Below are 24,987 nucleotides of genomic sequence, written 5' to 3'. Positions count from 1 at the left end.
TGGCCAGGGAAGCGTTCATCCGATCCTACTTTCGTCGTGGGCCGATCGGGGAAAGCGCAGGTGACGCCGCAGACAAAAGCCGCGGGACCGGAGACCATGTTCACTATTCACCATTCAAAAGTGAAACTGGGGAAGGATTACCATGCGCCGACTCAGGACCGCGGTCGTGGCCGCGCTCACCGTGTCCGCAGTGATCACCGCTCCGGTCGCGGCCGTCGCCCAAGGCGAGCATGTCGTACCCGCGCCCGATTTCGTGAAGTCGATGGCGCCGCCGGCCAAGGTCGAAGGGGTCAGGGCGGCCGCGGAGCTCAACATCCAGTACCAGATCCAGGAGACCGGATACTGGTGCGGCCCGGCCGCCACCCGGATCGCCATCTCGGCCAAGAACGGCAATCCGCCGAGCCAGCAGCAGCTCGCGAACGAGCTGCCGACCAGCACGAACGGCACCGACTGGATCGGGCAGGTCACCCGCGTCCTCAACAACCACGTCGCCGGTGGCTGGTACGAGACCAAGGAGATGCCGAACGACCCGCCGACCCAGGCGCAGCGCGACCTCTTGTGGCGCGACATCGTGCTGGACGTCGACAAGGGCTACGCGATCGTCGCGAACATCGTCGCCCCGGCGAACAACCACCCGCCGGGCTACCCGAACTACACGATCTACCACTACTTCACGATCATCGGCTACGACAGCGGCAACATGACGGTGAAGATCGCCGACCCGGCCAACTTCGGCGGCAACCAGATCTACTGGCTCACCTTCAACCAGCTCGCCACCCTGATCCCGCCGAAGGGCTACTCGGCCTGACCACTTCCCGCGTTTCGTCCTCTGGACGCGTTCCTTGCACGCGCAAGGATCGCGTCCAGAGGACGAAACGCGTGGGTTGTACGAATCTTGTACGGGAGGGCTCGAAGCTGGTGGGCATGCGCATCAAGACGCTCGGTCTGCTGGCCGCCTCGCTGCTGGCGCTGGTCGCCTCGCCGGCCATGGCCGCCGACGGCAACCCCCTCGAGAAGACCAACGGCTTCTACGTCGACCCGAACTCCAACCCCGCGGTCTGGGTGCGGGATCACCCGGGCGGCACCGCCGACAAGATCAAGGCCGCCATCTCCACCAAGGCGGGCGCGCGCTGGTTCGGCAACTGGAGCGGGAACGTCAAGACCGCCGTCGACGGCTACACCTACGCCGCCGACGTGGCCGACAAGCTGCCGATCCTGGTCGCCTACAACATCCCCGGCCGCGACTGCGGCGGTCACTCCGGTGGCGGCGCGGGCAGCCCCGAGGCGTACCGGACCTGGATCTCGAACTTCGCCGACGGTATCGGCGGCAAGCCCGCGGTCGTCGTCATCGAGCCGGACGCGCTCGCGCAGGTCGACTGCCTGCCCGTCGGCGAGCGTCAGACCCGGCTCGATCTGCTCAAGTACGCCGCGGAGCAGTTCGCCGCCAAGGCCCCGAACACCTGGGCGTACATGGACGGCGGCAACTCGACCTGGATCCCCGCCGGGACCATGGCCGACCGGCTCAACGCCGTCGGGGTGAAGTCGATCCGCGGTCTCGCGATCAACGTGTCGAACTACAAGACCACCACCGACTCGGCGAACTACGGCAAGGCCGTCAGCGCCGCGCTGTCGAGCAAGTACGGCTACACCAAGCCGTTCGTGATCGACACCAGCCGCAACGGCAACGGCCCGCTGGGCTCCGAATGGTGCAACCCGGCCGGGCGCAAGCTCGGGGCGACCTCGCAGACCGGCGGTGGCGCCGAGATGCTGCTCTGGGTCAAGGTGCCCGGTGACTCCGACGGCAAGTGCGGGATCGCGCCGAACGTCGAAGCCGGTCAGTTCAGCCCCGATCTGGCCCTGCGCCTGATCAGCGGGACCTGACCGCCCCTTCAAGCCCGTCGCGCCGGCTGTTCGTCTGTGACCCTCGTTCTCCCGAGAAGGCGAGGGCCACGACCCCTTGGACAGCAGCCGGCGCGACGCCTCCAACTCGCGTGAAGGCCCCCTTCCCTCGGCTGAGCCGAGGGAAGGGGGCCTTCACGCGCTTCCGGTAGTACGGTGACCTGAGTCACAGTGTCGGCCGAGAGGATGGCGTCGTGGAGTTCCAGCTGGGGATCGGTACCAGGAAGGGTTTGTTCCTCGCCCGCAGTGAGGACCGCGAGAACTGGGAACTCTCCGAGCCGAAGTTCCCGATGGAGGCCGTGCGCGCGGTCGCGCTGACCCCCGCCAAGGTCTACGCGGCCGCGGTCAACGAGCACTTCGGCCCGACCATCGCGACGTCCGGGGACTTCGGCGAGACCTGGTCCCAGCCCGATCACGCGCCGGTCGCCTTCCCCGCCGACACGGAGACCGCGCTCGAAGGCATCTGGCAGATCGTGCTCGCCGGGGACGTCGTCTACGCCGGTGTCGAGCCGTCCGCGCTGTTCCGGTCCGAAGACGGCGGCGAGACCTTCGAGCTCGTACGCGGGCTGTGGGATCACGAGCACCGTCCACATTGGACTCCCGGTGGCGGCGGCCAGATGATCCACACGATCCTGCCGCATCCCACGGATCCGGGGCGGATCACCGTCGCCATGTCGACGGGCGGGGTCTATCGCACCGAGGACGGCGGCAAGAGCTGGACGGCGGCCAACCGCGGGATCAGCGCCGGTTTCCTGCCCGGCGAAGAGCCCGAATTCGGGCAGTGCGTGCACAAGGTCGCGATGCATCCGTCGCGTCCCGAGCGATTCTTCCTGCAGAACCATGGCGGGGTCTACCGCAGCGACGACGACGCGAAGACGTGGCGGTCGATCGACGGCGGCCTGCCGAACGACTTCGGGTTCGCCATGGTGGTCCATCCGTCCGAACCGGACACCGTCTACAACTTCCCCTTGGTGGCGGACGTTCTGCGCTTCCCGCCGGAGGGCCGCTGCCGGGTCTACCGCAGCGACGACGCGGGCGAGACCTGGACAGGTCTCGGAAACGGCTTGCCGGACAAGGGGTTCTACGCGGGAGTGCTCCGGGACGGGATGTGCGTGGACTCGCGGGACGGCGTCTACTTCGGCACACGATCCGGTGAAGTGTGGGCGAGCCCCGACGAAGGCGACACCTGGCATCAGGTGGCCGCGCATCTGCCGGACGTGCTGTGCGTGCGGGCCCAGGTGGTCTAGATGGTCCGGGTCCTGCTGCCCGCGATGCTGCGGCCGCTCGCGGACGGCCGCGGCGCGCTCGAAGTCGACGCCTCCACGCTCGATGGTGTCCTGGACTCGCTCGGCGCCGGGTTCCCCGCGCTGGAACGCCGTCTGCGCGACGAGACCGGTGCGCTGCGGCGTTATGTGAACTTCTATGTGGACGGTGAGGAATGCCGCCGTCTCGACGGGGCCAAGACTTCACTCGCCGAGGTGAAGGAAGTCCAGATCATCCCGTCGGTCGCCGGGGGCTGAGCGGGGTCTTCTCCGCATCGCCGGCGGTCCGGAGTGTCGCGAAAGCCACTTTCGCGACGTCGGATGTCCCGAAAGTGGCTTTCGCGACGCTCGGATCGGACGTGCCCGGGCCGCCGGATGTCAGGAAAGGGTCGTTCAGGACGAGAAATGTCCTGAACGACCCTTTCCTGACACGTGAAGCGAGCTACTGGGAAAGCAGGTTCGCGCAGCGGATCAGCCCGATGTGCGAGTACGCCTGCGGGTGGTTGCCCAGCGAACGCTCCGCGATCGGGTCGAACTGCTCGGGCAGCAGCCCGGTCGGGCCCGCGGCGTCGACGATCTGCGTGAACAGTTCCTCGGCCTCGGTGCGCCGCCCGGTGAGCAGGTACGCCTCGATGAGCCAGGCCGCGCAGATGTGGAAGCCGCCCTCGCCGCCGGGAAGGCCGTCGTCGCGGCGGTAGCGGTACACAGTGGACCCACTGCGCAGCTCCGCCTCGATCGCGGTCACCGTGGACTGGAACCGCGGGTCGGCCGGGTCGATCAGCCCGGTCAGCCCGACGAACAGCGACGCGGCGTCGAGATCCGTGCCGTCGTAAGCGGTGGTGAAGGCCTGGACCTCTTCGTTCCAGCCCTTTTCCAGGACGTCCGCGGCGATCTCGTCGCGCAGCGTCGGCCACGCGCCCGGTACCGCACGGCCGTAGACCTCGCCGAGCTTGATCGCCCGGTCGATGGTCACCCAGCACATCACCCGCGAGTACACCCGGTGGCGCGGCACGTGCCGCTCCTCCCAGATGCCGTGGTCCGGCTCGTTCCAGCGCCGCGTGACGGCCTCGGCCATCGCGCGCACCATCTGCCAGTCCTCGTCGCGGAGCTCACCGCGTGCCGCCGCCAGCGTCTGCACGAGCTCGACGACCGGGCCGAACACGTCGAGCTGCACCTGGTGGTTCGCCAGGTTGCCGACGCGGACCGGCCGCGAACCGGCGTACCCGGGCAGCGATTCGATGACCGCTTCGGCGCCGATCACGCTGCCCGCCAAGGTGTACAGCGGGTGCAGCCGCTCCGGACCGGCCAAAGTGGACAGAACGCCATGCAGCCAGCGGAGGTAGCCTTCGGCCTCCTCGGTCGAGCCGAGGTGGACCAGTTCGCGCACGGTCATCGCCGCGTCGCGGATCCAGCAGTAGCGGTAGTCCCAGTTGCGGACGCCGCCGATCTCCTCCGGCAGCGAGGACGTCGCCGCCGCGAGCACGCCGCCGGTGTCGGTGTTGACCAGCCCGCGCAGGGTGAGCGCCGAACGGCCGACGAGATCGGTCTGGACGCTGGGCAGCTTGAGCGTCCGCGCCCAGGTGCTCCAGTAGTCGCCCGCGCGGGCCCGTCGGTCCACTTCGGACAGTTCGTGCGCGCCGAGATCCGAGGTGCCGCAACGGAGTTCGAGGACCACCGGCCTTTCCGGGGAGGGGGTGACGAGCGCCGTCGCGGTGTCGTTCATCCCGTCGGAGGTGATCTCCCACTCGACACCCGGCGAGCGCAGGGCGAACGGTTCCGAGGTGCCCTGCACCAGGATCCCGTCGCCCTCGGCGACCAGCTTCACCGGTACGCCACCGAATTCCGGCCGCGGCGCGAACACGATCTCCGCCGCCGCCTCGCCCGAGATCACCCGGACGAGATCCGTGCGGTGCGCGGGGCTCTCCGGTTCGAGGTAGTCGGTGACGAGCAGCCGTGACCAGCGGGTCTCGACCGTCATCGTGTTCGGCAGGTAACGCTGCCCGAGCGGCAGGCCGTTGCGGTGCGGTTTGATCGAGAAATGGCCGGCGCCGGCGCCGCCGAGCAGGTCCGCGAAGATCGCGGGCGCGTCGGGCCCGGGGTGGCACAGCCAGGTCAGCCGGGCGTCCGGCGTGACCAGCGCGACCGAGCGTTCGTTGGCCAGCATGGAAAGCCGTTCGATCGGCGGCGCCTGCTCGCCGTACAGCCAGTTGCGCCGCTCTTCGAGGAGGAAGGCGAGCGCCATCGCGACGTCGACGGTGTCCGGGACGCGGTACTGCGCGAGGCTTTCGCCGTCGCCGACCTTCACGCCGAGGTCCGGGCCGGAGATCCGGGCGAACGCCTTCTCGTCGGTGACGTCGTCGCCGAGGAAGACCGCGGCCGTCGCGCCGACCTGGTGGCGCAGGGTGTCCAGCGCGCGGCCCTTGTCCGTCTGGACGACCGCGAGCTCGACGACCTCCTTGCCGTCGGTGGTGGACACGCCCTCCCACAACGCGGGTCCATTGTGGACATCGCGCAGGACCCGGCGGCCCGCCTCGTGCTCGGCGCGGCGGACGTGCACCGCGATACTCGCGGGCTTGACCTCGAGCGAGACGCCCGGCACGTCGAGCACGAGGTTCTCCAGCTCGGCTTCGAGCCGTCTGTGCAGCTCGCGGGCCTTGTCGTCGAGCGCGTGGATGAAGCCGATGTCGAATTCGGACCCGTGGCTGCCGACCAGGTTCACCTCGGCCGGGAGACGGGACAGGGTGGCGAGATCACGCAGCGCGCGGCCGGAGATGACCGCGGTGGTCGTCTCGTGCAGGCCGGCCAGCGACCTCAGCGCGCCGACCGATTCGGGCAGCGGCCGGGCTTCGTCCGGGTTGGCCGTGATCGGAGCCAGCGTGCCGTCGTAGTCGCAGGCGACCAGCAACCGCGGGGTTCGCGCGACCTGGACGATCGCACGCCGCAGCTCGGCGGGCAGTGCCTCGGCGGTCAACGATTTCTCCTCGGGAACGTAGCGGGGGATGGGGAATCAGTCGGCCGGTTCGGCACCGAGCGCTTGGAGGAACGAGCGCGCCCAGCGGTCGACGTCATGCGTGAGGACCTGTCGACGCATGGCGCGCATACGGCGGCGTCCCTCTGCGGGGTCGAGCGTAATGGCAGTCTCCAAGGCGTTCTTCACCCCGTCCAGGTCATGCGGGTTGACCAGGAGCGCGCTGGTGAGCTCCGCCGCGGCACCGGCGAACTCCGAAAGCACGAGCGAACCGCCCAGGTCGTGGCGGCAGGCGACGTACTCCTTGCAGACGAGGTTCATCCCGTCACGCAAGGGAGTGACCACCATGACGTCGGCCGCGGAGAAGAACGCGGCCAGCTCCGTCCGGTTCACGGACTGGTGGAGATAATGCACGACCGGGTGACCCACGCGGGCGAACTCCCCGTTGATCCGCCCGACCATCTGCTCGATGTCGCCGCGCATCCGCTGGTAGTGCTCGACGCGTTCGCGGCTCGGGGTGGCCAGCTGGACGAACGTCACGTCCTCCGGGCGGACCCGGCCTTCGTGCAGCAGCTCGTGCAACGCCTGCAGCCGCAGGTCGATGCCCTTGGTGTAGTCGAGCCGGTCGACGCCGAGCAGGACCTTCTTCGGGTTGCCCAGGTCGCGCCGCAGCTGGGCGGCGCGTTCGGCGACGCCCTTGGTCTTGGCGAGTTTGTCGAGGCCGATGGCGTCGATGGAGATCGGGAACGCGCCGACCCGCACCGTGCGGTCGCCGACCTGCATCAGGCCGGGGCGGGTGCGGATGCCGACCGCGCCGCGGCTGGATTCGAGCCCGGCCAGCTGCCGCGCCAGCCAGAGAAAGTTCTGCGCGCCACCCGGCCGGTGGAACCCGACGAGGTCGGCCCCGACCAGGCCGCGCACGATCTCGGTGCGCCAGGGCATCTGCATGAACAACTCGACCGGGGGAAACGGGATGTGCAGGAAGAACCCGATCCGGAGGTCGGGACGCAGTTCGCGGAGCATCGCCGGGACCAGTTGCAGCTGGTAGTCCTGGATCCAGACGGTCGCGCCCTCGGCGGCGACCTTCGCGCTCGCCTCGGCGAAGCGCCGGTTCACCCGGACGTAGGACTCCCACCAGCTGCGGTCGAACACCGGCCGGGCCACCACGTCGTGGTAGAGCGGCCAGAGCGTCGCGTTGGAGAAGCCTTCGTAGTAGTCGCGGACGTCGTCCGACGTCAGGGAGACCGGGTGCAGCACCAGGCCGTCGTCGTCGAACTCCTCGACGTCGACGTCGGGCACACCCGGCCACCCGACCCAGGCTCCCTTGCGTGACCGCAGGAACGGTTCCAGCGCGGACACCAGCCCGCCCGGGCTCGCCGTCCAGCGCCTGCTTCCGTCGGCGGTCCGTTCGAGGTCCACCGGGAGCCGGTTCGCCACCACCACGAAATCCGCGGAGGCCGTTCTGCTCGTCTCGGCAATCACTTCGTCCACCAGCCGCTCCCTCGATTCGCGGGTCGCTGCCCTAAGCGGAAACCCTATCGCGCGAGGAGGCCACGGCCCGTCGGCGAGCGATCACTCCAAGCGTCGTTCGGCGGGTTCCATCGGGCCCGCCATCCTCGGCCCGGCGAACTTGCGTTCGAGCCTGCCGAGGCCCGTCCGCACCGGCTGCGCGAGGTATTCGCCGAGTACCACACCCGCTGCCAGGGCAAGCCCGATCGCGACCGCGGTCATCAGCGTCGAGATGTTCCCGCCGGGCTCGACGCCCAATTGGTATAGACCACGATAGGTGGAGAGGCCGGGGAGGAGGGGCGTGATGCCGGACACAGCCACCACCAGCGGGGTGACCTTGAGCCGCCTGGCGAGCACGCCGCCGCAGAAACCGACCAGCGTGGCGGCGACGGCGGACGAACTGACGGCCTGGAAATCCGTCAGCATCAAGGCGCCGTAGACCGCGCCGCCGATGGCGCCCGCCGCTCCGGCGACGATCATCGCGCGCAGCGTCGAGTACGAAGCCAGCGCGAAGCAGGCCGACGCGCCGACGCTGCCGAGGATGATGATCGGCAGGTCCTGCGGCGTCGACGAGACGACCTCGGGCAGCGGCGTCAGCGGGAGACCGAGCAGCAGCGCCAGCTTCAAGGCCAGCACCACACCCGCGATCAGCCCGGCACTCATCAGCGCGGTTTCCATCGTGCGCCCGGCCGCCGTGACGTAGTAGCCGGTGATGGCGTCCTGCACGGCGGAAACCGTGGAGAGACCGGACAGCAGCACGGTGACGGCCGCCGCGACCACCAGCGTGGGTTTGTCCGTGGTGAGCAGATTGCTGCTGACTATCGCCATCGCCGACAGGGTCGCGACCAGGCCGCCGATCACCTGCTGGAAGAAGAACGGCAGCGCGAAGCGGTTGAGGAAACGGCCGAGGCGGTCGATGACCGCGCTGATCACGAGCGCGACCAGCGCGACGTCGATGCTGCCGCCGAGGATCAGCGTGATGAACGCGGCCAGCCCGCCCCAGGCGGCCGTGGCCACCCAGCGGGGGTACGGGTGCGGCGCTGAGGTGATCCGCTGGAGGGCCTGCTGGGCCTCTTCGGCGCCGATGTTGCCGCGGACGATCCGGCGGACCAGCGTCTCGGTCTGGGTGAGCCGCGTGTAGTCGAGGCTGCGTGAGCGGACCACGCGCAGCGCCGTCACCGGGGCCATGTCGGTGCCTCGGTGGCAGGTCACCGTGATCGACGTGAAGATCACGTCGACCTCGCAGTGCGGGAGGCCCAGCGCGGAGGTCAGCGCGATGATCGTCGCCGTGACGTCGGAGGCGCCGGCGCCGCTCGACATCTGGACCTCGCCGATGCGCAGGGCCAGGTCCAGGACGAAGTTGACCGTCGAGTCGTCGGGCGGTTTCGGGCCCATCGCCTCGTCGGCCTCGACGGCGGGCTGCTCCGCCGTCGGCGCCTCGAGGATCTGCCACGCGCGGCGGCGCAGCAGATTCGGCCGGTGCGAGCGAGCCTGGGGGATCGATCGCTCTCCGTCACGCTGGCGCGGCGCTTCCAGCAGCCATTCGCCACGTTCGGGTGTTTCGTCCTGGTTCTTTTCGACACCGTGCTGACTGGGTTCGCCGCGCTGGGCCCCCTTGGTGTGCTCGTTGATCTTCATGATCGATCCACCTCCTCACTCTGGTTCGAGGGACTTTCCCGAGGAGCATCGGGGCCGGTGCCTCGACCGTTGCAGGAAACCCGAAGTGGCGTCCACCACGTCTGAGGAAGATCATCGCGAGGGTGCCGGTTTACGGCACACTGCATGCCATGGCGTCCTCCGTGAGCAGGCGATCCATCCTTCGTGTGGCTGGGGTCACCGCCGCCGGAACAGCGGCGACGTTCACTCTTTCGGGTGCATCTAGCGGGGCGGAGGCCCCGGTTTTCGCGCACGGGGTGGCGTCGGGCGATCCGATGCCCGATTCGGTCCTGCTCTGGACCCGTGTCACGCCCTCGCCGGACGCGGTTCCGGGATCCGGAAAAGGGGCGGCGGTGGACGTCCGGTGGGAGGTGGCCGAGGACGCCGGATTCACCCGCGTCGTCGCTCGCGGTCACCTTCGGACCGGCCCGGAACGCGACCACACGGTGAAGGTGACGGCCGGCGGACTGTGCGCGTCGACCGGGTACTGGTACCGGTTCACGGCTCAGGGGAAGGTCTCGCCGGCCGGGCGGACACGCACCGCGCCATCGCACGACGAGGAAGTCGCGAGCCTGCGGTTCGGCGTGGTCTCGTGTGCCAACTGGGCTGTCGGTCACTTCGCCCCCTACGGCTATTTGGCCGACCGTGACGACCTCGACGCCTTCATTCACCTGGGTGACTACCTCTACGAAGGGAATCCCAACCCTGCAAGTGATCTCCGGCCTTCGGTACCGCCCAACGAGTTGATCACCCTGGCCGACTACCGGCAACGGCACGCGATGTACAAGACCGACGAGCACCTCCGGCGGCTTCACGCCCGTCACCCGATGGTCGCGACCTGGGACGACCACGAGGCCGCCGACAACGCCTGGTCCGGCGGATCGCCGTCACACGACCCGGCGACCGAGGGCGACTGGGCGGACCGGATGCGGGCCGCGCACCAGGCGTACTTCGAATGGATGCCGGTGCGGCATCGCGGCGACCGGCTGTACCGGCGGCTGAAATTCGGGCGGCTGGCCGACCTCACCATGCTGGACCTGCGGACGTACCGGACGCGGCAACCCGGACAGGCTTCGGGGACGGACGGCACCATCCTCGGCGCCGATCAGTGGCAGTGGTTCCTCGACGGCCTCGCGCGCGGGACCGCGTCCTGGAACCTGATCGGGAACTCGGTGATGGTCACGCCGATCAAGATCCCCGCGCTGCCCACCCGCGAACGGCTCGCGCTCGGCGATCTGCTCGACGACCAGCCGACCACGGTGAACACCGATCAGTGGGACGGCTACACCGCCGACCGTCGCCGGGTTCTCGACACCATCGCCGAGCGGGGCCGGGGCAACACGGTGTTCCTGACCGGCGACGTCCACTCATCGTGGGCGAACGACGTGCCGCGGGACGGGACGAGCGTCGCCGTGGAGTTCGTCTGCCCGTCGGTCACCTCGGACAACATCGACGAGCAGCTCGGTGTCCCGCCGCGGACCGGCTCGCTGAAGGTGGAGGCCGCGATCCGGGCGCTGAACCCGCACGTGCGCTTCGTCGAACTCGACTCGCACGGCCCCGGCGTCCTCGAAGTGACCCCGGAAGCCGTCCGGATGAACTGGTACTACGTCGCCGACCGCCGCGACCCGGCGACCGCCGTGACGTTCGCGCACGCCTTCCGGGCGGTGGCCGGGGAGCCCCGGGTGCGCCTTGCGGACGGCTGAACGGGCGCCGATATACTGGGCCCGCCCAGGCTGTCCTGGGCAAGGCCGCTATAGCTCAGCTGGTAGAGCATCTGTCTTGTAAACAGAAGGTCAGGGGTTCGAGCCCCCTTGGCGGCTCAAGATCAAAATAGCCTTGACCTGCTGATATGTCGCGGTTCGCGAGTCTTGTTCATGTTTTCTTCGGCGCCATTGGGCTCCGTGTCTTCGACCTGCGCACCATCTTTGTGAAACCCCGGCACTGCGCGACACAGACCGGCGAAGCCGAGGATGACGGGGACGCCACTCGCGCTCTTGGTCGACAGCCTGCGTGATCGCGGCGACTGCGGATGGCTCGTATTGGCGCGACCTTGCTCACGGGCGCCGCCGCCGCGCAGGCGAAAATGTCGCGTGCCGCGAACAAACTCCTGGATAACCCTCGGCCAGACGGCCGGGCCGGAGCCTCGCCATGCCGCTGGCAAGCAGCTCTGATTCACGGGAAGGCTGGCCGGTTGTCTGGATGACGCGTCCATCGGGACTCAAGAGGCATCAGCTGTCGCTGGTGAAAGGGTACAGCCTTCCTTTATGGCGAGGCGGCGCGAAAGTTCCGGGGAAGTCTTTACAGCGGCGAATCCGGGCGGTCCAGGTTGCATTGGATTTGATGTCTTCAACTGTTCAACAAGCTGAGCTCGCGGCAGGCCGGCCCCGCCACGCATACGCTGCGGGAGGGGCGTCGCGTGATTGGTCGAACTTGAGAGATTCCGGGCCCGTGTTCCAGCTCGACGTGCCTTACTCTCAAAAGATGGATCTGGCCTCGGTGGACGATACGCGTAGGAGTTGAGGTGCTATGCCGTTACCAGGACCGAGCGAGGCGGCGGTTGTCGCGAAAGTCGGTACTGCGGTTGCTCGGGGACTGAAGCAGGCGAACCCGCCGATTCAGTGGCCGAACGCCCGCGAGTCGTTGCTTGAACTTTTCAGCCTGCTTGTCGCCTGGTGTGAGGATGCGGCTGACACGAAAGAGTATGCATACCAGAAGCTTTCCCATGGTGAAAGCGTGCTGAAGCCCCCGAGTCAGACGGCGAACAGGAAATGGTTCGGTTTTGGCTATACCGGCTATATCGAGACCACTCGGAGTGATATTAATCGAATAGTGGACGGGCACGCGCCGTTGTTGAAGCGCTGGCGCGCGTCAGGTCGCCGGCAAGCGGCGAGGCGCTCGCTGAGGACGATCCTCCAGGCTTACAGCCCGGATCTATTGGGCCAGTTCGAGTCGGCCGTGGAAGCGCGAGCGGACTGGGTCAAGAAGAATCGCAGGATCTTCGATGAGTGGTTTACCTCGAATACGGGAACCCCTCGTGAAACCTACGAGATCATCCAAGACATGAATCAGACATATGATGACCTGGTTCGCGCTGCGGAACTAGTTCGAGTTTACCTCAGTGAGAACTTTCCCTTTCCGGTCGAATCGGGCTGGTGAACACTGCGTCAGCACGGTCGGCAGCTCTCACGTCGCGTGGGTATGGCGCCCGCCGGGAACGGTGCGGGCCCCGCGGCCGCGGATGCTGGGGCGCACGCCGCGATCAGACCGTCCGGCCGCTCGAGCCCGCATCGGATGAGGGGAACTGCCGCTTTGCTCGTTCTACTGGTGCAGCGCGCGTATTCGAGCGCGTGCGCCCGTGTCAGCGATAGGTGTGACTTGCCAGGGTTGTTGTCCCCGCGTGGCAGCGGCATTTGTCGGGGATCGCGTCGGGCTCGCCTGGTTGGGTGGCGACACTCCGTCGGCTCGGCCAGTCAGCGGGACGAAGGGGAGGGTGTCTGAGGTCGTCCAGTCGAGTGCGGTGGTCTCGAAGCTGGTTTCGCCGGTGTCGGGTCTCGTCGCGGATCGGCGCTCTGCTCAGCGGGGTGGCAGTCCACCGTCGAGGCGGGGACGCGTCTGGTGGGAGCTGATCCGGCGCCTTGCGGAGAGGGAAGCCGCAGGTCGGCCCGGTCACTGTCGGCCAAGCCGTTTGCGGGTGAGCAGATCGGGCACCCGGGAACTTGACCGTGACTTCGCGGAAAGGCCCCAGTATGACTGCTCAGCGCGTGCCGGAGACCCTTGTGGTGGGCTTGGTGACCGACGACGGATTTCCCCGGCAGCTCGCCGGGAGAGTTGTGGACGGTCTGCCCGCTCGCTTGGCCCGTGACCTCGATGACGAGACGACCTGGCACGTCGAGCATGAGACGCGGTCGTTGCCGCTCGACGAGAACGGGAACATCCCGATGCTGGACCTGGCGAAGGAGCGGCGGGCGGAGCACGAATGGGACCTGCTGGTGCTGATCACCGATCTTCCAAGGCGAGCCGGTACGGTCCCGATCGCCTCGGACTACAACGTCGATCACGGTGTGGCGATGGTGTCGCTGCCCGCACTCGGTGCCCTGCGGCTGCGCGGCCGGGTGTCCCGGCTGATCGTCCACCTGGTCCGGCATCTGGTCGCGCACCGCTCGGCGAAGGCGGCCGATCCGCCGCGCCGGATCCTCGACCGGCTACGGGATCTGGTCGCGCCGACGCGGCACATTCGCGGTCGCAGCGACGCCGATGAGCACCTGGCCCTGGTGGGTTTACGCGGCCGGATGCGGCTGCTCGCCGGGATGATCCGGGACAACCGGCCGTGGAGGCTGGTGCCCAACCTCGCCGGGGCGGCCGCTGCCGCGGCGGCTACCGCCGCGTACGGCATTGTCACCACCTCGTTCTGGAAGCTCGCGGAGGCCCTTCCGGAGCTGCGGCTGGCGGGGATCACCGCGCTGGCGATCGTGGTGATGGCGGGCTGGCTGATGGTGCACAACCATCTCTGGGATTCGCCGTCCGGGCACCTCGAACGACGGAAAGCGTTGCTGTACAACGTCTCGACCGCGCTGACACTGGCGATCGGTGTTGCCTGCATGTACGTCATTCTTTTCGGGCTGGCGCTTTTGGCGTCGATCGTGTTCGTCGAAGGCACGTACTTCGCGCAGGTCCTCGGCCACCCGGCCGGCCCGGCCTCCTATCTGAAGCTGGTGTGGCTGGCGACTTCGGTGGGGATCGTCGCCGGTGCGGTGGGTTCCAGCCTCGAGGACGAGGACCGCGTCCGCCGGGCGACCTACAGCCGACGAGAACGCGAGCGGCAGCAGCGCAACCGCGAACGAGCCGACGAAGCCAACACCGAAAGCGACCGCTGAGCAGTCGCCAGAGGCTTCGCCTGACAGTGCCACCGAAGTAGACAACGACCGTCTACACCGGACGGAGCGGAGCTGGTGGCAACACCTGAGATCCCAGCAAACGAGGGACGTGTCAACCAGCTTCCGTCACTGCTGGTGCAGTGCACATATTCGAGCGTGCGATATAGCCCGACTTGGACGTGCTACTCGACCGTATGGCCGAGGGGTGCTGGGTCGTTCCGTGACGTGCTCGTCGAGCGAGGTGAGTCCGTGGATGGTCGTGACGTGCCGTTTGCCCCTTTGAGGCAACTGGCGGTCGAGGTGGGACGTGTTTCGGGTATGACCGAGAAGCAGGTGGGCAGGCCGATGAACCGTCGGCAGAGACGGGCCGCGCGGCAGCGGACGCCTGCGCCTGGACTAGGCGGCCGAGACGGCTCCCGGATCATCGGAGTTCGGGTAGGCGGGGACGTCTCCAGGGATTCGCGTTTACCACCCCGGAACGGCGCCATGGCGGGCCCCAGCGCGGTGGACGGAGTGATGCTGCGGCGCTTCCACCTGTTCTACGCCACCGTGGGCGGGCTCCTGGGTGTTGTGGTCTTCGGCGGGATGCTGTGGTCTGGCCTGAACCGGTACGGCCGATTCTGGGTGGGCGGGACCGAATTCGTCGTCGACGTGATGCTGATGTCGGCGTCGGCCCTGCTGGCCGTGGTCACCGGGCTCGCCGCTATGAAGCAACAGCGGCAGATCCGGCAGACGCCGGTGACGACCTGGCTGAGTGGAACCGGGGGAGTGGCGTTCGAGGTGGCGACCCTGCGGCTGCGTGCCGTGAGCCGTAACGCGGGTTTCTTCGCCGCGTTCTGGGTTCTTGCCTTCCTGATGGCGGCCACGAGCATTGTCACCGGCGCGGCCGGTTTCAACGGTGTCGTGGCAGCGGTTCATCTTCTCGCCGTGCTGGTCTCGGTGATCGCGGTACCGATGAGTCTGGCGGCGATGAAGGGCTGGGCACGGAGATATCGGGCGGTGCGGCAGACGGGTTGGCGCGCCACGAAGTCGATCACCGTGCGAAGGCCTTACGGCACGCCGTTCGAACCGTCCGTGATCACCGTCGAGTTCGAGGACGGCAGCGTGATCGAAGTCCGTACTGTCGAGTCGACTTATCGTGCTGGGCACAAGGAGGGGCAGCGGCTGCTCTCGGCCTGGGTTGGTGGCACGGACTCTTCGATGGTCGTCCTGTTCGAGCACGGTCCGTTGAGGCCGGGCTGGTACCCGGTGCCGGTGATGGCACTCAGAGCCAGGATCTCGCCGGAGGACGCCTCGTCCTCGAAGCCATGACTCCTCATTCGGCACAGGGTTCTCGCGCCCGCACCTCTCGACCGGCGGGCGCAGCCCGGTGGGCCGCGATCCTGATGCGCAATCGCCTGCTCCGCAGTCGAAACCTTCGCCGGTCGTGGTGGATATGCCTGCGACCTCGTCAGCGTCAGCTACCTCCGATCTCGACGCCGCGAAACCGACCGAGTCACACTGGTCGTCGAGGGCTTGATCGTGGGCCTGGGCTGCCGGACCTGGAGGACGTCACGGGTGTATGGGCGGTGGCCGACGACCGTCGGTCGGACGGTCCTGGTTGTCAGCCTTGGCAACCAGGCCGTTTTCGAGCAGCAGCGCGGTGAGTTCGATGGGCATGGTGATCATGCAGTCGTGGCCGGTGGGCAATTCTCGCGTCCGCTCGTCGGTGGGGACGGGGCGCCGGGTGATCCCCGCTGGCTGCCCCCGCGTGCAGTGGATGTGCGTTCGCGGGATCGTGCGCGCGGCCGGGGTGTCCCATCGAACGGGCTCCTGCAGGCACCGCACCGGGTGGTCCGACAGCATTTCGCGCAACCAGGCGGCGTCGGCTGGGTCGGTGACCCCGAACAAGCCGAGCGGCGGTGGCTGCTCCGGCATCGGCGGAACTCGCCAGCCGTCCACGGCGAGGTCGACGAGTTGCCGGGTGACGGGAAGGACGTCGATCGCGGCTTCGCCGTTTTCGGGGACCATCGCGTCGAGGAACACCAGGTGCGCGATCCGTTCCGGGACCCGGTTGGCGACTCCCGTGATGACCATCCCGGCGTAGCTGTGGCCGACCAGCACGACGTCGTCAAGACGCTCGCGTTGGATCAGGCCGGTGATGTCGTCGATGTGGGTGCCGAGGCCGACTTCGGGGCTCAGCAGGTGTGCTTTGTCGCCGTAACCGGTCAAGGACGGCGCGAAGACCCGGTGTCCGGCCGCCTCCAGCAGCGGGACCACCCGGTCCCAGCTCCGACCGTTGTGCCAGGCGCCGTGCACCAACAGAAATGCGACCATGGGCGAGTGGTTCCTCCTCGTGCCTCGGTACTGTTCGGTAACCGGAAATATCGTGATCCACCCGGCGCGTACCTGGCAATACGGCACTTTTCGGTGCCCTGGTTCTCAGGAGGTAACCATGCAGGACCCGTGCAAGGCCCGCGAAGTCCTCGGGATCGTCGGGGACAAGTGGGCGCTGCTGATCGTGCGCATGCTCAAGGACGGGCCGCGGCGCTTCACCGAGCTCAAACGTGCCATAGACGGCATCAGTCAGCGCATGCTCACTGTGACACTGCGCGACCTCGAGCGCGACGGGATCCTGACGCGCACGGTCCACAACGTCATGCCGCCGCACGTCAGTTACGAGCTGACCACGATGGGCCAGACCCTGCGCGAGGCCACCGCACCGCTTCTCGACTGGAGCATCACGCACATGCCGCATATCGACGATGCCCGCGCGGCATACGACAAGACCCGGCTCTCGTAGGTACGCCACCTGGACGAGTGAGCCGCCGCAAACGTGACAGCTTGACATGCAGCCTCTTGGCTGCCTAACTTGGAAAGGCAGCCAAGAGGCTGCATATTGCGAGGAGAGCGGTATGGACGAGGTCTTCAAGGCGCTGGCGGACCCCAGCCGTCGCCGGTTGCTCGACGACCTGAACGCCCGCAACGGGCAGACCCTGCGTGAGTTGTGCGCGGGGCTGGACATGGCGCGGCAGTCGGTCAGCAAGCACCTGGCCGTGCTGGAAGCGGCGAATCTGGTGACCACGGTGCGCCGTGGCCGGGAGAAGCTGCACTACGTGAACGCGGAGCCGATCAACGCGATCGCCGAGCGCTGGATCGACCGCTACCACCAGGGCCGCGTCGACGCGCTCGCCGACCTCAAGAAGGCATTGGAGCAGGAACCCATGGGCACCGACGAATTCGTGTACACCAGCTACATCAGGACGACGCCGGAGCGGCTGTGGCGAGCGCTCACCGATCCGGCCTTCACCAAGCGGTACTGGGGTTGTGAGTTCACTTCGGACTGGAAGCCGGGGTCGGCGATGGCCTGGGAGCAGCTCGGCGTGAAGCTGGAGGACCCCGGGCAGGTCGTCCTCGAAGCCGATCCGTACCGGCGCCTGTCCTACACGTGGCACACCTTCACGCCGGAGTTCGCCAAGTCGGTCGGCCTCGACGACGACGTGTCGGCGAAGCTCCAGGCCGAATCGCGGTCGAAGGTCACCTTCGATCTCGAACCCGTCGGGGACACGGTGAAACTGACCGTGGTGCACGACGGTTTCGACCCGGGCAGCACCGCGCTCGAGATGGTCAAGGGCGGCTGGCCGTCGATCCTGTCGAGCCTCAAGACGCTGCTCGAGACCGGGGAGCCGCTGCCCGAACCCGCGTAAACCCGGTCGACGTCGCCGGGGTGATCGGGCACGATGCGCGGCGTGCCCCTGGAGATCGCCTGCGACGAGTCCGGGTCCGAGGGCGGGAAACTGATCGGCGGGGAGACCGGCGTTTTCGCGCACGCGGGGGTCCGGCTGAGTCTCGAAGAGGCCGCCGCCTGCCTGGCCGAACTGCGGCGAAGGATCCGTTCGCCGGCGGTCGAGTACAAGGCCAACCATCTTCTCCGCGCGAAGCACCGGCGGGTCCTGGAATGGTTCCTCGGGCCGAGCGGACCGGTCCACGGGCGAGCGCACGTGTACCTCGTGGACAAGAAACGGCTGCTGGCGAACGAACTCCGCGCGCTCGCCGGCGCGGACCTCCGGCCGGACGACGAACTCCTCGCCGCGTTCAACGACGTGCTGCGGACCAGGAATCGCCGGAATCCGGCGGCGGGGTCGTTCTTCGCGATGGCCGGGGACACCGCGGAACTGAGGGCGAAGGTCGCCGCGGCCCGTGACGCCGAAATCCTCGATCCGCTGGTGCCCGCCATCCTCCGCGCCATCGAGTACTGGAGCGACGGCGGGGAGCAGGTCTTTCTCGTCCACGACGAACAACCGTCGCTCAAAGGGGATCGGCTCGCCCGGATCGTATCGAGCCCGGGATTGGCGGGGATGGCGTTCGTGGATTCACGGACGGATCCGCGCGTGCAGGCCGCGGATTTCCTGGCCGGTGTCGCCCGCCGGATCGCCGAGGACGAATTGACCGGGAACGGCGACGAGGTCTTGGCCGGATTGCTCGCGCCCTATGTCGACGCGGCGTCCCTCTGGCACTGAATTCACTCCATGGCACCGCGAATCGCTCGCCTGGACGGTTGCCCGGCGCGACGGCGGGCTGGAAACGTCGGAACGGATCCGACACCGGCCCGGGAGGCAGTCGCAGATGCAGGCTTTCACCTTGCCCGAGTTCTACCTGCCGCATCCGGCCAGGATGAATCCGCACCTCGAAGCGGCACGGACGCACAGTATGGCCTGGGCCAGGGAAATGGGGATGCTCGATTCGCCGTCGCCGTCCGGTGACGTCGTCTGGACCGAGCAGGTGCTGGCGAAAATGGATTACGCGCTCCTCTGCGCGCACACTCATCCGGACTGTGACGGGCCGTCCCTCGATCTGGTCACGGACTGGTACGTGTGGGTGTTCTTCTTCGACGACGATTTCCTCGCGCAATTCAAGTACACCCGGGACACCGAGGGTGCCAAAGCCTATTTGGACCGCTTGGAACTGTTCATGACCGGGCCGGGGGAAACGTCACCGGAACCGGCGAATCCCGCCGAAGCCGGGCTCGAGAACCTTTGGGCGCGCACCATTCCCTCGATGTCGGAGGCCTGGCGGCGGCGGTTCGTCACCAGTACGCACAACCTGATGGTCGAATCGCTCTGGGAACTGGACAACATCGACCGGGGCCGGATCGCGAACCCCATCGAATACGTCCAGATGCGCCGCCGGGTGGGCGGCGCGCCGTGGTCGGCGAACCTCATCGAGTACGCGGCCGGCGCCGAAGTGCCGGACGAGATCGCGGCGGCCAGGCCGATGGAGGTCCTGCGCGACACGTTCGCCGACGCCGTCCACCTTCGCAACGATCTCTTCTCCTACCAACGCGAAGTACGTGAAGAAGGAGAGAATTCCAACGCGGTCCTCGTCTTCGAGGAGTTCCTCGGCTGTCCGACGCAGGAGGCCGCCGAGCTCACCAACGACCTGCTGACCTCTCGGCTGCAGCAGTTCGAGAACACCGCGCTCGTCGAGGTGCCCGCGCTGCTGGCCGAACGCGACGTCTCGCTGGACGAGCAGATCGCGGTCGGCCTCTACGTCAAAGGCCTGCAGGACTGGCAGTCCGGCGGACACGAATGGCACGTGCGGTCGAGCCGGTACATGAACGAGGGCGCGGCCTCCGGCGCCCAGGGGACCGGCTTCGTCCAGCGGGCGCGGCAGCAGGCGCCGCCGCCGTTCGCGAAGGCGGGACCGTTGCCCCTGCCGGAATTCCGCATGCCGTACCCGGTGCGCACCAGCCCGCATCTCGCCGCCGCCCGCGAATACGCGCCCGGCTGGGCACGCGAGATGGGGATGTTCGACGACGGCGTCTGGGACGAGCGCCGGTTTCTCGGCATCGACCTGGCGCGGTGCGCCGCCATGATCGACGCGGACGCGGACTTCGAACGCCTGAAGCGGTCGGCCGACTGGCTCACCTGGGGTACCTACGGCGACGACTACTTCCCGCTGGTCTTCGGTGCGAAACGGGACCCGATCGCCGCGAAACTGTGCAGTGACCGGCTTTCCCTGTTCATGCCGCTCGACGGCGGGCCGGTGCCGAAGCCGTCGAACGCGATCGAGCGAGGCCTCGCGAACCTGTGGGACCGCACCGCCGGACCGCTGACCCCGCGCGGGCGGGCGGGGTTCCGGCGGGCGGTCGAGAGCATGACCGCGAGCTGGGTGTGGGAGGTGGGGAACCAGGCGCAGAACCGGATCCCCGACCCGGTCGACTACGTGGAGATGCGGCGGCGGACGTTCGGATCCGACCTGACGAAGAGCCTCGCGCTCCTCGAACTCGGCGACGTCCTGCCGCCGGAACTGTTCCAGAACCGGGTGCTGTCCGAACTCGACACCGCGGCGCAGGACTGCGCGGCGTTCGGCAACGATCTGTTCTCGTACCAGAAGGAGATCGAGTACGAGGGCGAGGTGCACAACCTCGTGTTCGTCGTCGAACGGTTCCTGGAGGTGGGCCGGATCGAGGCCCGTGACATCGCCGCCCGGCTGATGAACGCGCGGATGACGCAGTTCGAGCAGCTCGCCGGCGAGGACCTGCCGCGGATGTGCGACGACCTCGGGCTCGGCGACGACGTCCGCGCGGCGCTGACCGGGTACGCGGACCACCTGAAGGACTGGATGGCCGGAATCCTGGAATGGCACCGGAAATGCGCGCGGTACACCCCGGTCGAACTGGAGCGCGTCCGCGCCCCCGAGCCGCCGTCGTTCTCGCTCGTGCCGAGCGGGATCGGGATGTCGGCTTGGCGGATCGGGAGCGGGGCGCGGTAGGTGCTCTCGGCTGCCGGGGGTGTCGCGAAAGCCACTTTCGGGACGTCAGGTGTCCCGAAAGTGGCTTTCGCGACGTCGGGCCCGGCTCCTAGAACGCGGTCAGAATGATCCGCGCGGTCCGCGGATCCCCGTCGTGCACCAGCGACTCGAAGTGCCCGACGTCGTCGAAAGCGAACCCGTACGCCTTCCCGTCGACCATCTGCTCGTGCACGATCCGCGAGTAGTGGTCCGTCACGGGCTGCTTGTAGAACTGGCCCGCGTCGTACGTCGGCTGCGTGTGCAGGGTGCCGAGGGTCGAGCGGTGCAGCGCCGCGCACAGCGTCCGCGCGATCGGGCCGACGACCTGGTCGTTCGGCGCGTGCAGCCGTCCGTCGCAGTTGAAGACGTCACGGGTGCTCGGCTTGCCGAACGACGCCACCGTGGCGCCCGAGGTGTCGGTGAAACGCAGGACGTCGTCCCCGCCGGTCCGCCCGGTGAACTTCTTGCCGGGTTCGGCCTCGAACGGGACCACGGTCAGCGGTGTCGACTTGTAGGCGTTCCAGGCGCTCGTGACGTAACCGTCGAGGTAGGTCCCGCTGAACTTGCCGGTGTCGAGCCCCTTGCCCGGAGCGAGCACCCGCAGCCGGTCGTGCACCAGGTTCGAGAAACCGGACTGACCTCGGACGGCGTTGAAGACGGCCTCGCGGCCACCCGGCTTGAGGCGTCCGGCCTCCTTGCTCGCGCCCGCCCCGTTGGTGAGCCCGACGGCGTGCGGCACGCTGAACATGTCGACCTGCGAGCTGTTGATGAACAGCCCACCGTTGTCGTAGGTGAATTCGCTCCAGTCGAACAGGATGTCGCGGTTCGGGTCGCCGTCGGCCCACGGCGCGGGCTGCACCAGCCCGTCCGGGGTCAGGAAGAACTTGATCTTCTGCCCGAAGGACATGTAGACGCGACCGGAGAGCATCCGCGGGATCCGCAGCGTGGTCGAGCCGCCGTTGCCGGGACCGGCGATCGAGACGTCCGGCGCGGGGCTGGGCGGGTTCGCGCCCGCCGGCCACGGGGTGAAGGCGCCGCCGGCGTCGACGTAGCCGAGTTTCCCGGTGTTGAGGTTCGTGCCGAGCACGTAGAGGTGGACCGCTTCGGAGCGGTTCGAGTTGTTGGTGACGGTCAGTGGCAGCGGATCGGGGCCCGCGGCGGCCGCGGTGGACGCCGAAAGCGCCGAAACACCGGTGACCAGGGGGAGGGCGACCGCCAACGCGGTCAAGACGCGCCGGATCTTCTTGCGGATGCGCACAGTTCACTCCTCGGCGGAATCCCGCCGCGGTGCGTGGACGCGCCGCGGCGGTGCTTGCGGATGTCGGCCGGGGGCGCGTTCCCGGCCTGGGCGTGACCTTGGCGAGGGGTCTCAGCACGGGAAGTTACGTCGGCGGACGCGAAGTTGTCCAGACCACTGGTGGGAATCTGTCCGGTTTTCCGCCGGGCCGGACAATTCGTCGCGGGCCGTTCGCCGATTGAGGTGGCCGGATTCCTCGGCTACCGTGGGCCGGGTTCCGTCCTGGACCCCGGCGGCCGGGTTTTCTCATCCGTGGGGAGCGGGACATGAGCGACGAGTTTCCGATGCGAAGAACCGGCGGCGGTGAGACGTGGATTTCCCCCGCCTGCTGGGACGGTCTGGCCAAGGCCGCGGTGGACGGCGAGCCACACGGGATGGACGAGCTGATGGCCGCGGTCGCGAGCTGGGCGCGGCACTACGCCGGGACCCGCCTCGGCGGCCATGAGCTGACCTATCTCGAACCGGCCGACGTCGCGCAGGAGATCTGCCTCGCGGTCTTCGTCGCGCTCCCCGGATACGGCCGCCGCGGCGGCTCCTTCCTGTTCCTCCTGCGCGCCATCGCGGCGAACAAGGTCGCCGACGTGTTCCGGAAGGCCGCGCGGAGCAAGCAGGTGCTGACCGGCGAACTCCCCGAACGGCCGGCCGGGGCCGCGGAGGAACCCGAGCAGCGCGCCCTGCGGACCGATCTCGGTCTCCGGCTCGGCAGGCTGATGCGGACGCTGCCGACCTCCCACCGGGAGGTGCTGGGCATGCGGGTGATCGGCGAGCTGACGTCGGACGAGACCGCGGCGGCGCTCGGGACGACGTCGTCACGGGTGCGGGTGACCAAACATCGCGCGATCAGCAGGCTGCGCGCCTGCGCTCAGCGCCAGGACGCCTTGAGCTGAATGCGGATCAGCAGCCGGACAAACGGATTCTCCCGTTTGGCGCGGGTTTCGAGAATGCGAACGCACATGGCCCCTCCAGAGCTCGCCGTCGAGTGCCGCTGCCGGGGGCCGGGACGAGCGGTCTCGGATTCCACCCTAGGCGTGGTCCGGTGAGGCCGAACCGGCCGAACGGACCATTGACGCCTCACCCGAACCCGCCGTTCAGCTCTTCGGGCTACTGCGTTGGTGCCGAAGAAGTCGTCGAAAGCACGGCAAAGAGGGGAAACGTGCGACAATCGAGGTGGTGCGAGCGACTCGTTCGCGCTGTTCGCCCCTGACCTCGGCGATCCCGTCCGGCACCGGACAACCGCCGAGAGGCAGTCATGAGGCCTGCAAGGCCCGATCACACCGCACTGGTATGGGCGAAGTTGCGTAACCTCGCTTCGGAATCCGGTTCCGCGGTGACAGTGGAACACGCGTGCATCGTGTGCGGGGAGGTTCTCGAGGCCGCGGGAGCCGGCCTCGCCCTCGCCGCGAAAGGAGGTCCCGTCGAGCCGGTCTTCGCCACCGACGAACGCAGCAGGGAATTGGAAGACCTCCAGTTCACCCTGGGAGAAGGGCCGGCGCTGGAGGTGATGGACGGCGGGACGCTCGTCGTCGTCACCGACATGACCGGTTCGGAGGCGTCGCTCCGGTGGCCGATGTTCGCCCCCGAGGCGATCGACCGAGGCGTCAAATCGATCATCGCGGTGCCCATCCAGGCCGGGGCGATCAAAGTGGGCGTCGTCGACTGCTACCGCGAACTCGCGGGGCTCCCTTCGGTGAACGGCCAGGCGGAGGCGCTCGTCTGCGCCGAAGCCGCGATCACCCTCGCCGTCGCCGATGTCGACGGGCCCGGGCTCGCCGAACTGATCGACCTCGAATTCACCCAGCATCGTGCTCAGGTCCATCAGGCCACGGGCATGGTGTCGGTCCAGCTCGACATCGGGCTCGCGGACGCACTCGCCCGTCTGCGTGCCCACGCCTTCGCCCACGGCCGCAGGCTGAGCGAAGTGGCCGAGGACGTGGTGCTGCGACGGTTCGCGTTCGGCCGGGGTCGTGATGGGCCGTGTGCCTAAGGAGAGACCAGAAACGATGACCGACTCCGCGACCGCCTTGCGGGAAACCTTCGTTCAGCTGGCGGACACGCTTGTCGACGATTTCGACCTCATCGAGTTCCTCGATCTGCTCACGTACAGATGCGTCGAGTTGCTCGGCGTCTGCACCGCGGGCCTGTTGCTCGCCGACCCGCGGGGCAGGCTCACCATGGTGGCCGCTTACGACGAGCAGACCCGATTGCTCGAATTGTTCCAGTTGCAGAACTCCGAAGGACCGTGCCTGGACTGCTACCAGGACGGCGAGCCGGTGCGATGCGCGGATCTGGTGCGTGCGCGCGGAAGATGGCCGAAGTTCGCCCGGGAGGCGGAAAACGCCGGATTCCGTTCCGTGTACGCGTTGCCGATGCGGTTGCGGGAAGAGGTGATCGGCGCGCTGAACCTGTTCGGTACACGCCCCGCCTTGCTCGGCGAGGAGGAATTGCGGCTGGGGCAGGCACTCGCGGATGTCGCCACGATCGGCATCCTGCATCACCGGTTGCTGCAGCGGCAGGAGATCATCACGGCGCAGCTGCAAACGGCGCTGAACAGCCGGGTGATCATCGAGCAGGCGAAAGGTGTTCTGGCCGAACGGCTTCGCGTTTCGGTCGGCGAGGCGTTCGGCGTATTGCGCGCCTACGCGCGGAGCAACAACCGCAAGATCCTCGCCGTGGCGACCGGGATCATCGACCGCACAGTGGAAATCCGGCGCTGAACGATACCGATTCGGCGCTTGTCCGCCCCTCGGTGAT

General features: G+C 68.0%; 20 protein-coding genes and 1 tRNA gene. 16 read left to right on the top strand and 5 right to left on the bottom strand.

What is annotated here, in order from left to right; translation table 11 throughout:
• Window positions 1–142: 142 nt before the first annotated feature.
• The 4 genes from ACOCEP_RS07855 (at window position 143) to ACOCEP_RS07840 (ending at window position 3,419) form a co-directional block, all read left to right on the top strand.
• Window positions 143–808, top strand: a complete 666-nt coding sequence (locus ACOCEP_RS07855; protein ID WP_482336588.1) for a C39 family peptidase — start codon at window positions 143–145, stop codon at window positions 806–808.
• Window positions 809–924: 116 nt separating this feature from the next.
• Window positions 925–1,881, top strand: a complete 957-nt coding sequence (locus tag ACOCEP_RS07850; RefSeq protein ID WP_482336587.1) for a glycoside hydrolase family 6 protein — start codon at window positions 925–927, stop codon at window positions 1,879–1,881.
• 212 nt (window positions 1,882–2,093) lie between these two features.
• Window positions 2,094–3,146, top strand: a complete 1,053-nt coding sequence (locus tag ACOCEP_RS07845) for a WD40/YVTN/BNR-like repeat-containing protein (protein WP_482336586.1) — start codon at window positions 2,094–2,096, stop codon at window positions 3,144–3,146.
• Entirely contained in the window at window positions 3,147–3,419 is a 273-nt protein-coding gene (locus tag ACOCEP_RS07840; RefSeq protein WP_482336584.1) for a MoaD/ThiS family protein, read from the top strand. It abuts the gene before it with no gap.
• A gap of 184 nt (window positions 3,420–3,603) precedes the next feature.
• Here ACOCEP_RS07840 and otsB read toward each other — a convergent pair whose 3' ends face one another.
• The 3 genes from otsB to ACOCEP_RS07825 form a co-directional block, all read right to left on the bottom strand.
• Window positions 3,604–6,132 (bottom strand): trehalose-phosphatase, encoded by a 2,529-nt coding sequence (gene otsB, locus ACOCEP_RS07835; protein ID WP_482336583.1) that lies wholly within the window; start codon window positions 6,130–6,132, stop codon window positions 3,604–3,606.
• A 36-nt stretch (window positions 6,133–6,168) separates the two neighbouring features.
• Window positions 6,169–7,620: an alpha,alpha-trehalose-phosphate synthase (UDP-forming) gene (locus tag ACOCEP_RS07830; protein WP_016337688.1), complete on the bottom strand. Its 1,452-nt coding sequence runs from the start codon at window positions 7,618–7,620 to the stop codon at window positions 6,169–6,171.
• An 81-nt stretch (window positions 7,621–7,701) separates the two neighbouring features.
• Window positions 7,702–9,276 (bottom strand): threonine/serine exporter family protein, encoded by a 1,575-nt coding sequence (locus ACOCEP_RS07825; protein WP_482336581.1) that lies wholly within the window; start codon window positions 9,274–9,276, stop codon window positions 7,702–7,704.
• Between the two features lie 149 nt (window positions 9,277–9,425).
• Between ACOCEP_RS07825 and ACOCEP_RS07820 the strand changes: the two genes are divergently transcribed.
• From ACOCEP_RS07820 to ACOCEP_RS07800, 5 genes are all read left to right on the top strand, one after another.
• Complete coding sequence (locus ACOCEP_RS07820; protein ID WP_482336579.1) at window positions 9,426–10,997, top strand: alkaline phosphatase D family protein; 1,572 nt, start codon at window positions 9,426–9,428, stop codon at window positions 10,995–10,997.
• A 44-nt stretch (window positions 10,998–11,041) separates the two neighbouring features.
• Window positions 11,042–11,114, top strand: a tRNA-Thr gene (locus ACOCEP_RS07815).
• Between the two features lie 706 nt (window positions 11,115–11,820).
• Window positions 11,821–12,450, top strand: a complete 630-nt coding sequence (locus ACOCEP_RS07810; protein WP_482336578.1) for a hypothetical protein — start codon at window positions 11,821–11,823, stop codon at window positions 12,448–12,450.
• A gap of 590 nt (window positions 12,451–13,040) precedes the next feature.
• Window positions 13,041–14,168: a hypothetical protein gene (locus ACOCEP_RS07805; protein ID WP_482336577.1), complete on the top strand. Its 1,128-nt coding sequence runs from the start codon at window positions 13,041–13,043 to the stop codon at window positions 14,166–14,168.
• Window positions 14,169–14,654: 486 nt separating this feature from the next.
• Window positions 14,655–15,479 (top strand): hypothetical protein, encoded by an 825-nt coding sequence (locus ACOCEP_RS07800; RefSeq protein WP_482336576.1) that lies wholly within the window; start codon window positions 14,655–14,657, stop codon window positions 15,477–15,479.
• A 240-nt stretch (window positions 15,480–15,719) separates the two neighbouring features.
• Here ACOCEP_RS07800 and ACOCEP_RS07795 read toward each other — a convergent pair whose 3' ends face one another.
• On the bottom strand, window positions 15,720–16,484 hold the full coding sequence (locus tag ACOCEP_RS07795) for an alpha/beta fold hydrolase (RefSeq protein ID WP_482336575.1): 765 nt from the start codon (window positions 16,482–16,484) through the stop codon (window positions 15,720–15,722).
• 118 nt (window positions 16,485–16,602) lie between these two features.
• Between ACOCEP_RS07795 and ACOCEP_RS07790 the strand changes: the two genes are divergently transcribed.
• From ACOCEP_RS07790 to ACOCEP_RS07775, 4 genes are all read left to right on the top strand, one after another.
• Window positions 16,603–16,950, top strand: coding sequence for a winged helix-turn-helix transcriptional regulator (locus ACOCEP_RS07790; RefSeq protein WP_482336574.1), 348 nt, complete (start codon window positions 16,603–16,605; stop codon window positions 16,948–16,950).
• A gap of 112 nt (window positions 16,951–17,062) precedes the next feature.
• On the top strand, window positions 17,063–17,854 hold the full coding sequence (locus tag ACOCEP_RS07785) for an ArsR/SmtB family transcription factor (RefSeq protein ID WP_482336572.1): 792 nt from the start codon (window positions 17,063–17,065) through the stop codon (window positions 17,852–17,854).
• A 33-nt stretch (window positions 17,855–17,887) separates the two neighbouring features.
• The gene (locus ACOCEP_RS07780; protein ID WP_482336571.1) at window positions 17,888–18,667 is read left to right on the top strand and encodes a DUF3800 domain-containing protein; all 780 of its coding nucleotides are present in this window, start codon (window positions 17,888–17,890) and stop codon (window positions 18,665–18,667) included.
• A 106-nt stretch (window positions 18,668–18,773) separates the two neighbouring features.
• Window positions 18,774–20,921, top strand: a complete 2,148-nt coding sequence (locus ACOCEP_RS07775) for a terpene synthase family protein (protein WP_482336570.1) — start codon at window positions 18,774–18,776, stop codon at window positions 20,919–20,921.
• 88 nt (window positions 20,922–21,009) lie between these two features.
• Here ACOCEP_RS07775 and ACOCEP_RS07770 read toward each other — a convergent pair whose 3' ends face one another.
• Window positions 21,010–22,197, bottom strand: a complete 1,188-nt coding sequence (locus ACOCEP_RS07770; RefSeq protein WP_482336568.1) for a glycoside hydrolase family 64 protein — start codon at window positions 22,195–22,197, stop codon at window positions 21,010–21,012.
• 305 nt (window positions 22,198–22,502) lie between these two features.
• On the opposite strand from ACOCEP_RS07770, the gene ACOCEP_RS07765 reads away from it, so the two are divergent.
• The 3 genes from ACOCEP_RS07765 to ACOCEP_RS07755 all read left to right on the top strand — a co-directional run bounded on the left by ACOCEP_RS07765 (window position 22,503) and on the right by ACOCEP_RS07755 (window position 24,950).
• Window positions 22,503–23,123 carry a sigma-70 family RNA polymerase sigma factor gene (locus ACOCEP_RS07765; protein WP_482336567.1) on the top strand — a complete coding sequence of 207 codons (621 nt, stop codon included), beginning with the start codon at window positions 22,503–22,505 and terminating at the stop codon, window positions 23,121–23,123.
• 440 nt (window positions 23,124–23,563) lie between these two features.
• Complete coding sequence (locus tag ACOCEP_RS07760) at window positions 23,564–24,220, top strand: ANTAR domain-containing protein (RefSeq protein WP_482336566.1); 657 nt, start codon at window positions 23,564–23,566, stop codon at window positions 24,218–24,220.
• 16 nt (window positions 24,221–24,236) lie between these two features.
• Complete coding sequence (locus ACOCEP_RS07755; protein ID WP_482336564.1) at window positions 24,237–24,950, top strand: GAF and ANTAR domain-containing protein; 714 nt, start codon at window positions 24,237–24,239, stop codon at window positions 24,948–24,950.
• Window positions 24,951–24,987 lie beyond the last annotated feature (37 nt).

The organism is Amycolatopsis sp. CA-211722 (assembly GCF_056828465.1).
This window is presented reverse-complemented; position numbering and strand designations above follow the sequence as displayed.

Coding starts and splice junctions, on each gene's coding strand:
- ACOCEP_RS07855 (WP_482336588.1), top strand. CDS start 143: ATGCGCCGACTCAGGACCGCGGTCGTGGCCGCGCTCACCGTGTCCGCA.
- ACOCEP_RS07850 (WP_482336587.1), top strand. CDS start 925: ATGCGCATCAAGACGCTCGGTCTGCTGGCCGCCTCGCTGCTGGCGCTG.
- ACOCEP_RS07840 (WP_482336584.1), top strand. CDS start 3,147: ATGGTCCGGGTCCTGCTGCCCGCGATGCTGCGGCCGCTCGCGGACGGC.
- ACOCEP_RS07825 (WP_482336581.1), bottom strand. CDS start 9,276: ATGAAGATCAACGAGCACACCAAGGGGGCCCAGCGCGGCGAACCCAGT.
- ACOCEP_RS07820 (WP_482336579.1), top strand. CDS start 9,426: ATGGCGTCCTCCGTGAGCAGGCGATCCATCCTTCGTGTGGCTGGGGTC.
- ACOCEP_RS07810 (WP_482336578.1), top strand. CDS start 11,821: ATGCCGTTACCAGGACCGAGCGAGGCGGCGGTTGTCGCGAAAGTCGGT.
- ACOCEP_RS07805 (WP_482336577.1), top strand. CDS start 13,041: ATGACTGCTCAGCGCGTGCCGGAGACCCTTGTGGTGGGCTTGGTGACC.
- ACOCEP_RS07800 (WP_482336576.1), top strand. CDS start 14,655: ATGGCGGGCCCCAGCGCGGTGGACGGAGTGATGCTGCGGCGCTTCCAC.
- ACOCEP_RS07795 (WP_482336575.1), bottom strand. CDS start 16,484: ATGGTCGCATTTCTGTTGGTGCACGGCGCCTGGCACAACGGTCGGAGC.
- ACOCEP_RS07790 (WP_482336574.1), top strand. CDS start 16,603: ATGCAGGACCCGTGCAAGGCCCGCGAAGTCCTCGGGATCGTCGGGGAC.
- ACOCEP_RS07785 (WP_482336572.1), top strand. CDS start 17,063: ATGGACGAGGTCTTCAAGGCGCTGGCGGACCCCAGCCGTCGCCGGTTG.
- ACOCEP_RS07780 (WP_482336571.1), top strand. CDS start 17,888: ATGCGCGGCGTGCCCCTGGAGATCGCCTGCGACGAGTCCGGGTCCGAG.
- ACOCEP_RS07775 (WP_482336570.1), top strand. CDS start 18,774: ATGCAGGCTTTCACCTTGCCCGAGTTCTACCTGCCGCATCCGGCCAGG.
- ACOCEP_RS07765 (WP_482336567.1), top strand. CDS start 22,503: ATGAGCGACGAGTTTCCGATGCGAAGAACCGGCGGCGGTGAGACGTGG.
- ACOCEP_RS07755 (WP_482336564.1), top strand. CDS start 24,237: ATGACCGACTCCGCGACCGCCTTGCGGGAAACCTTCGTTCAGCTGGCG.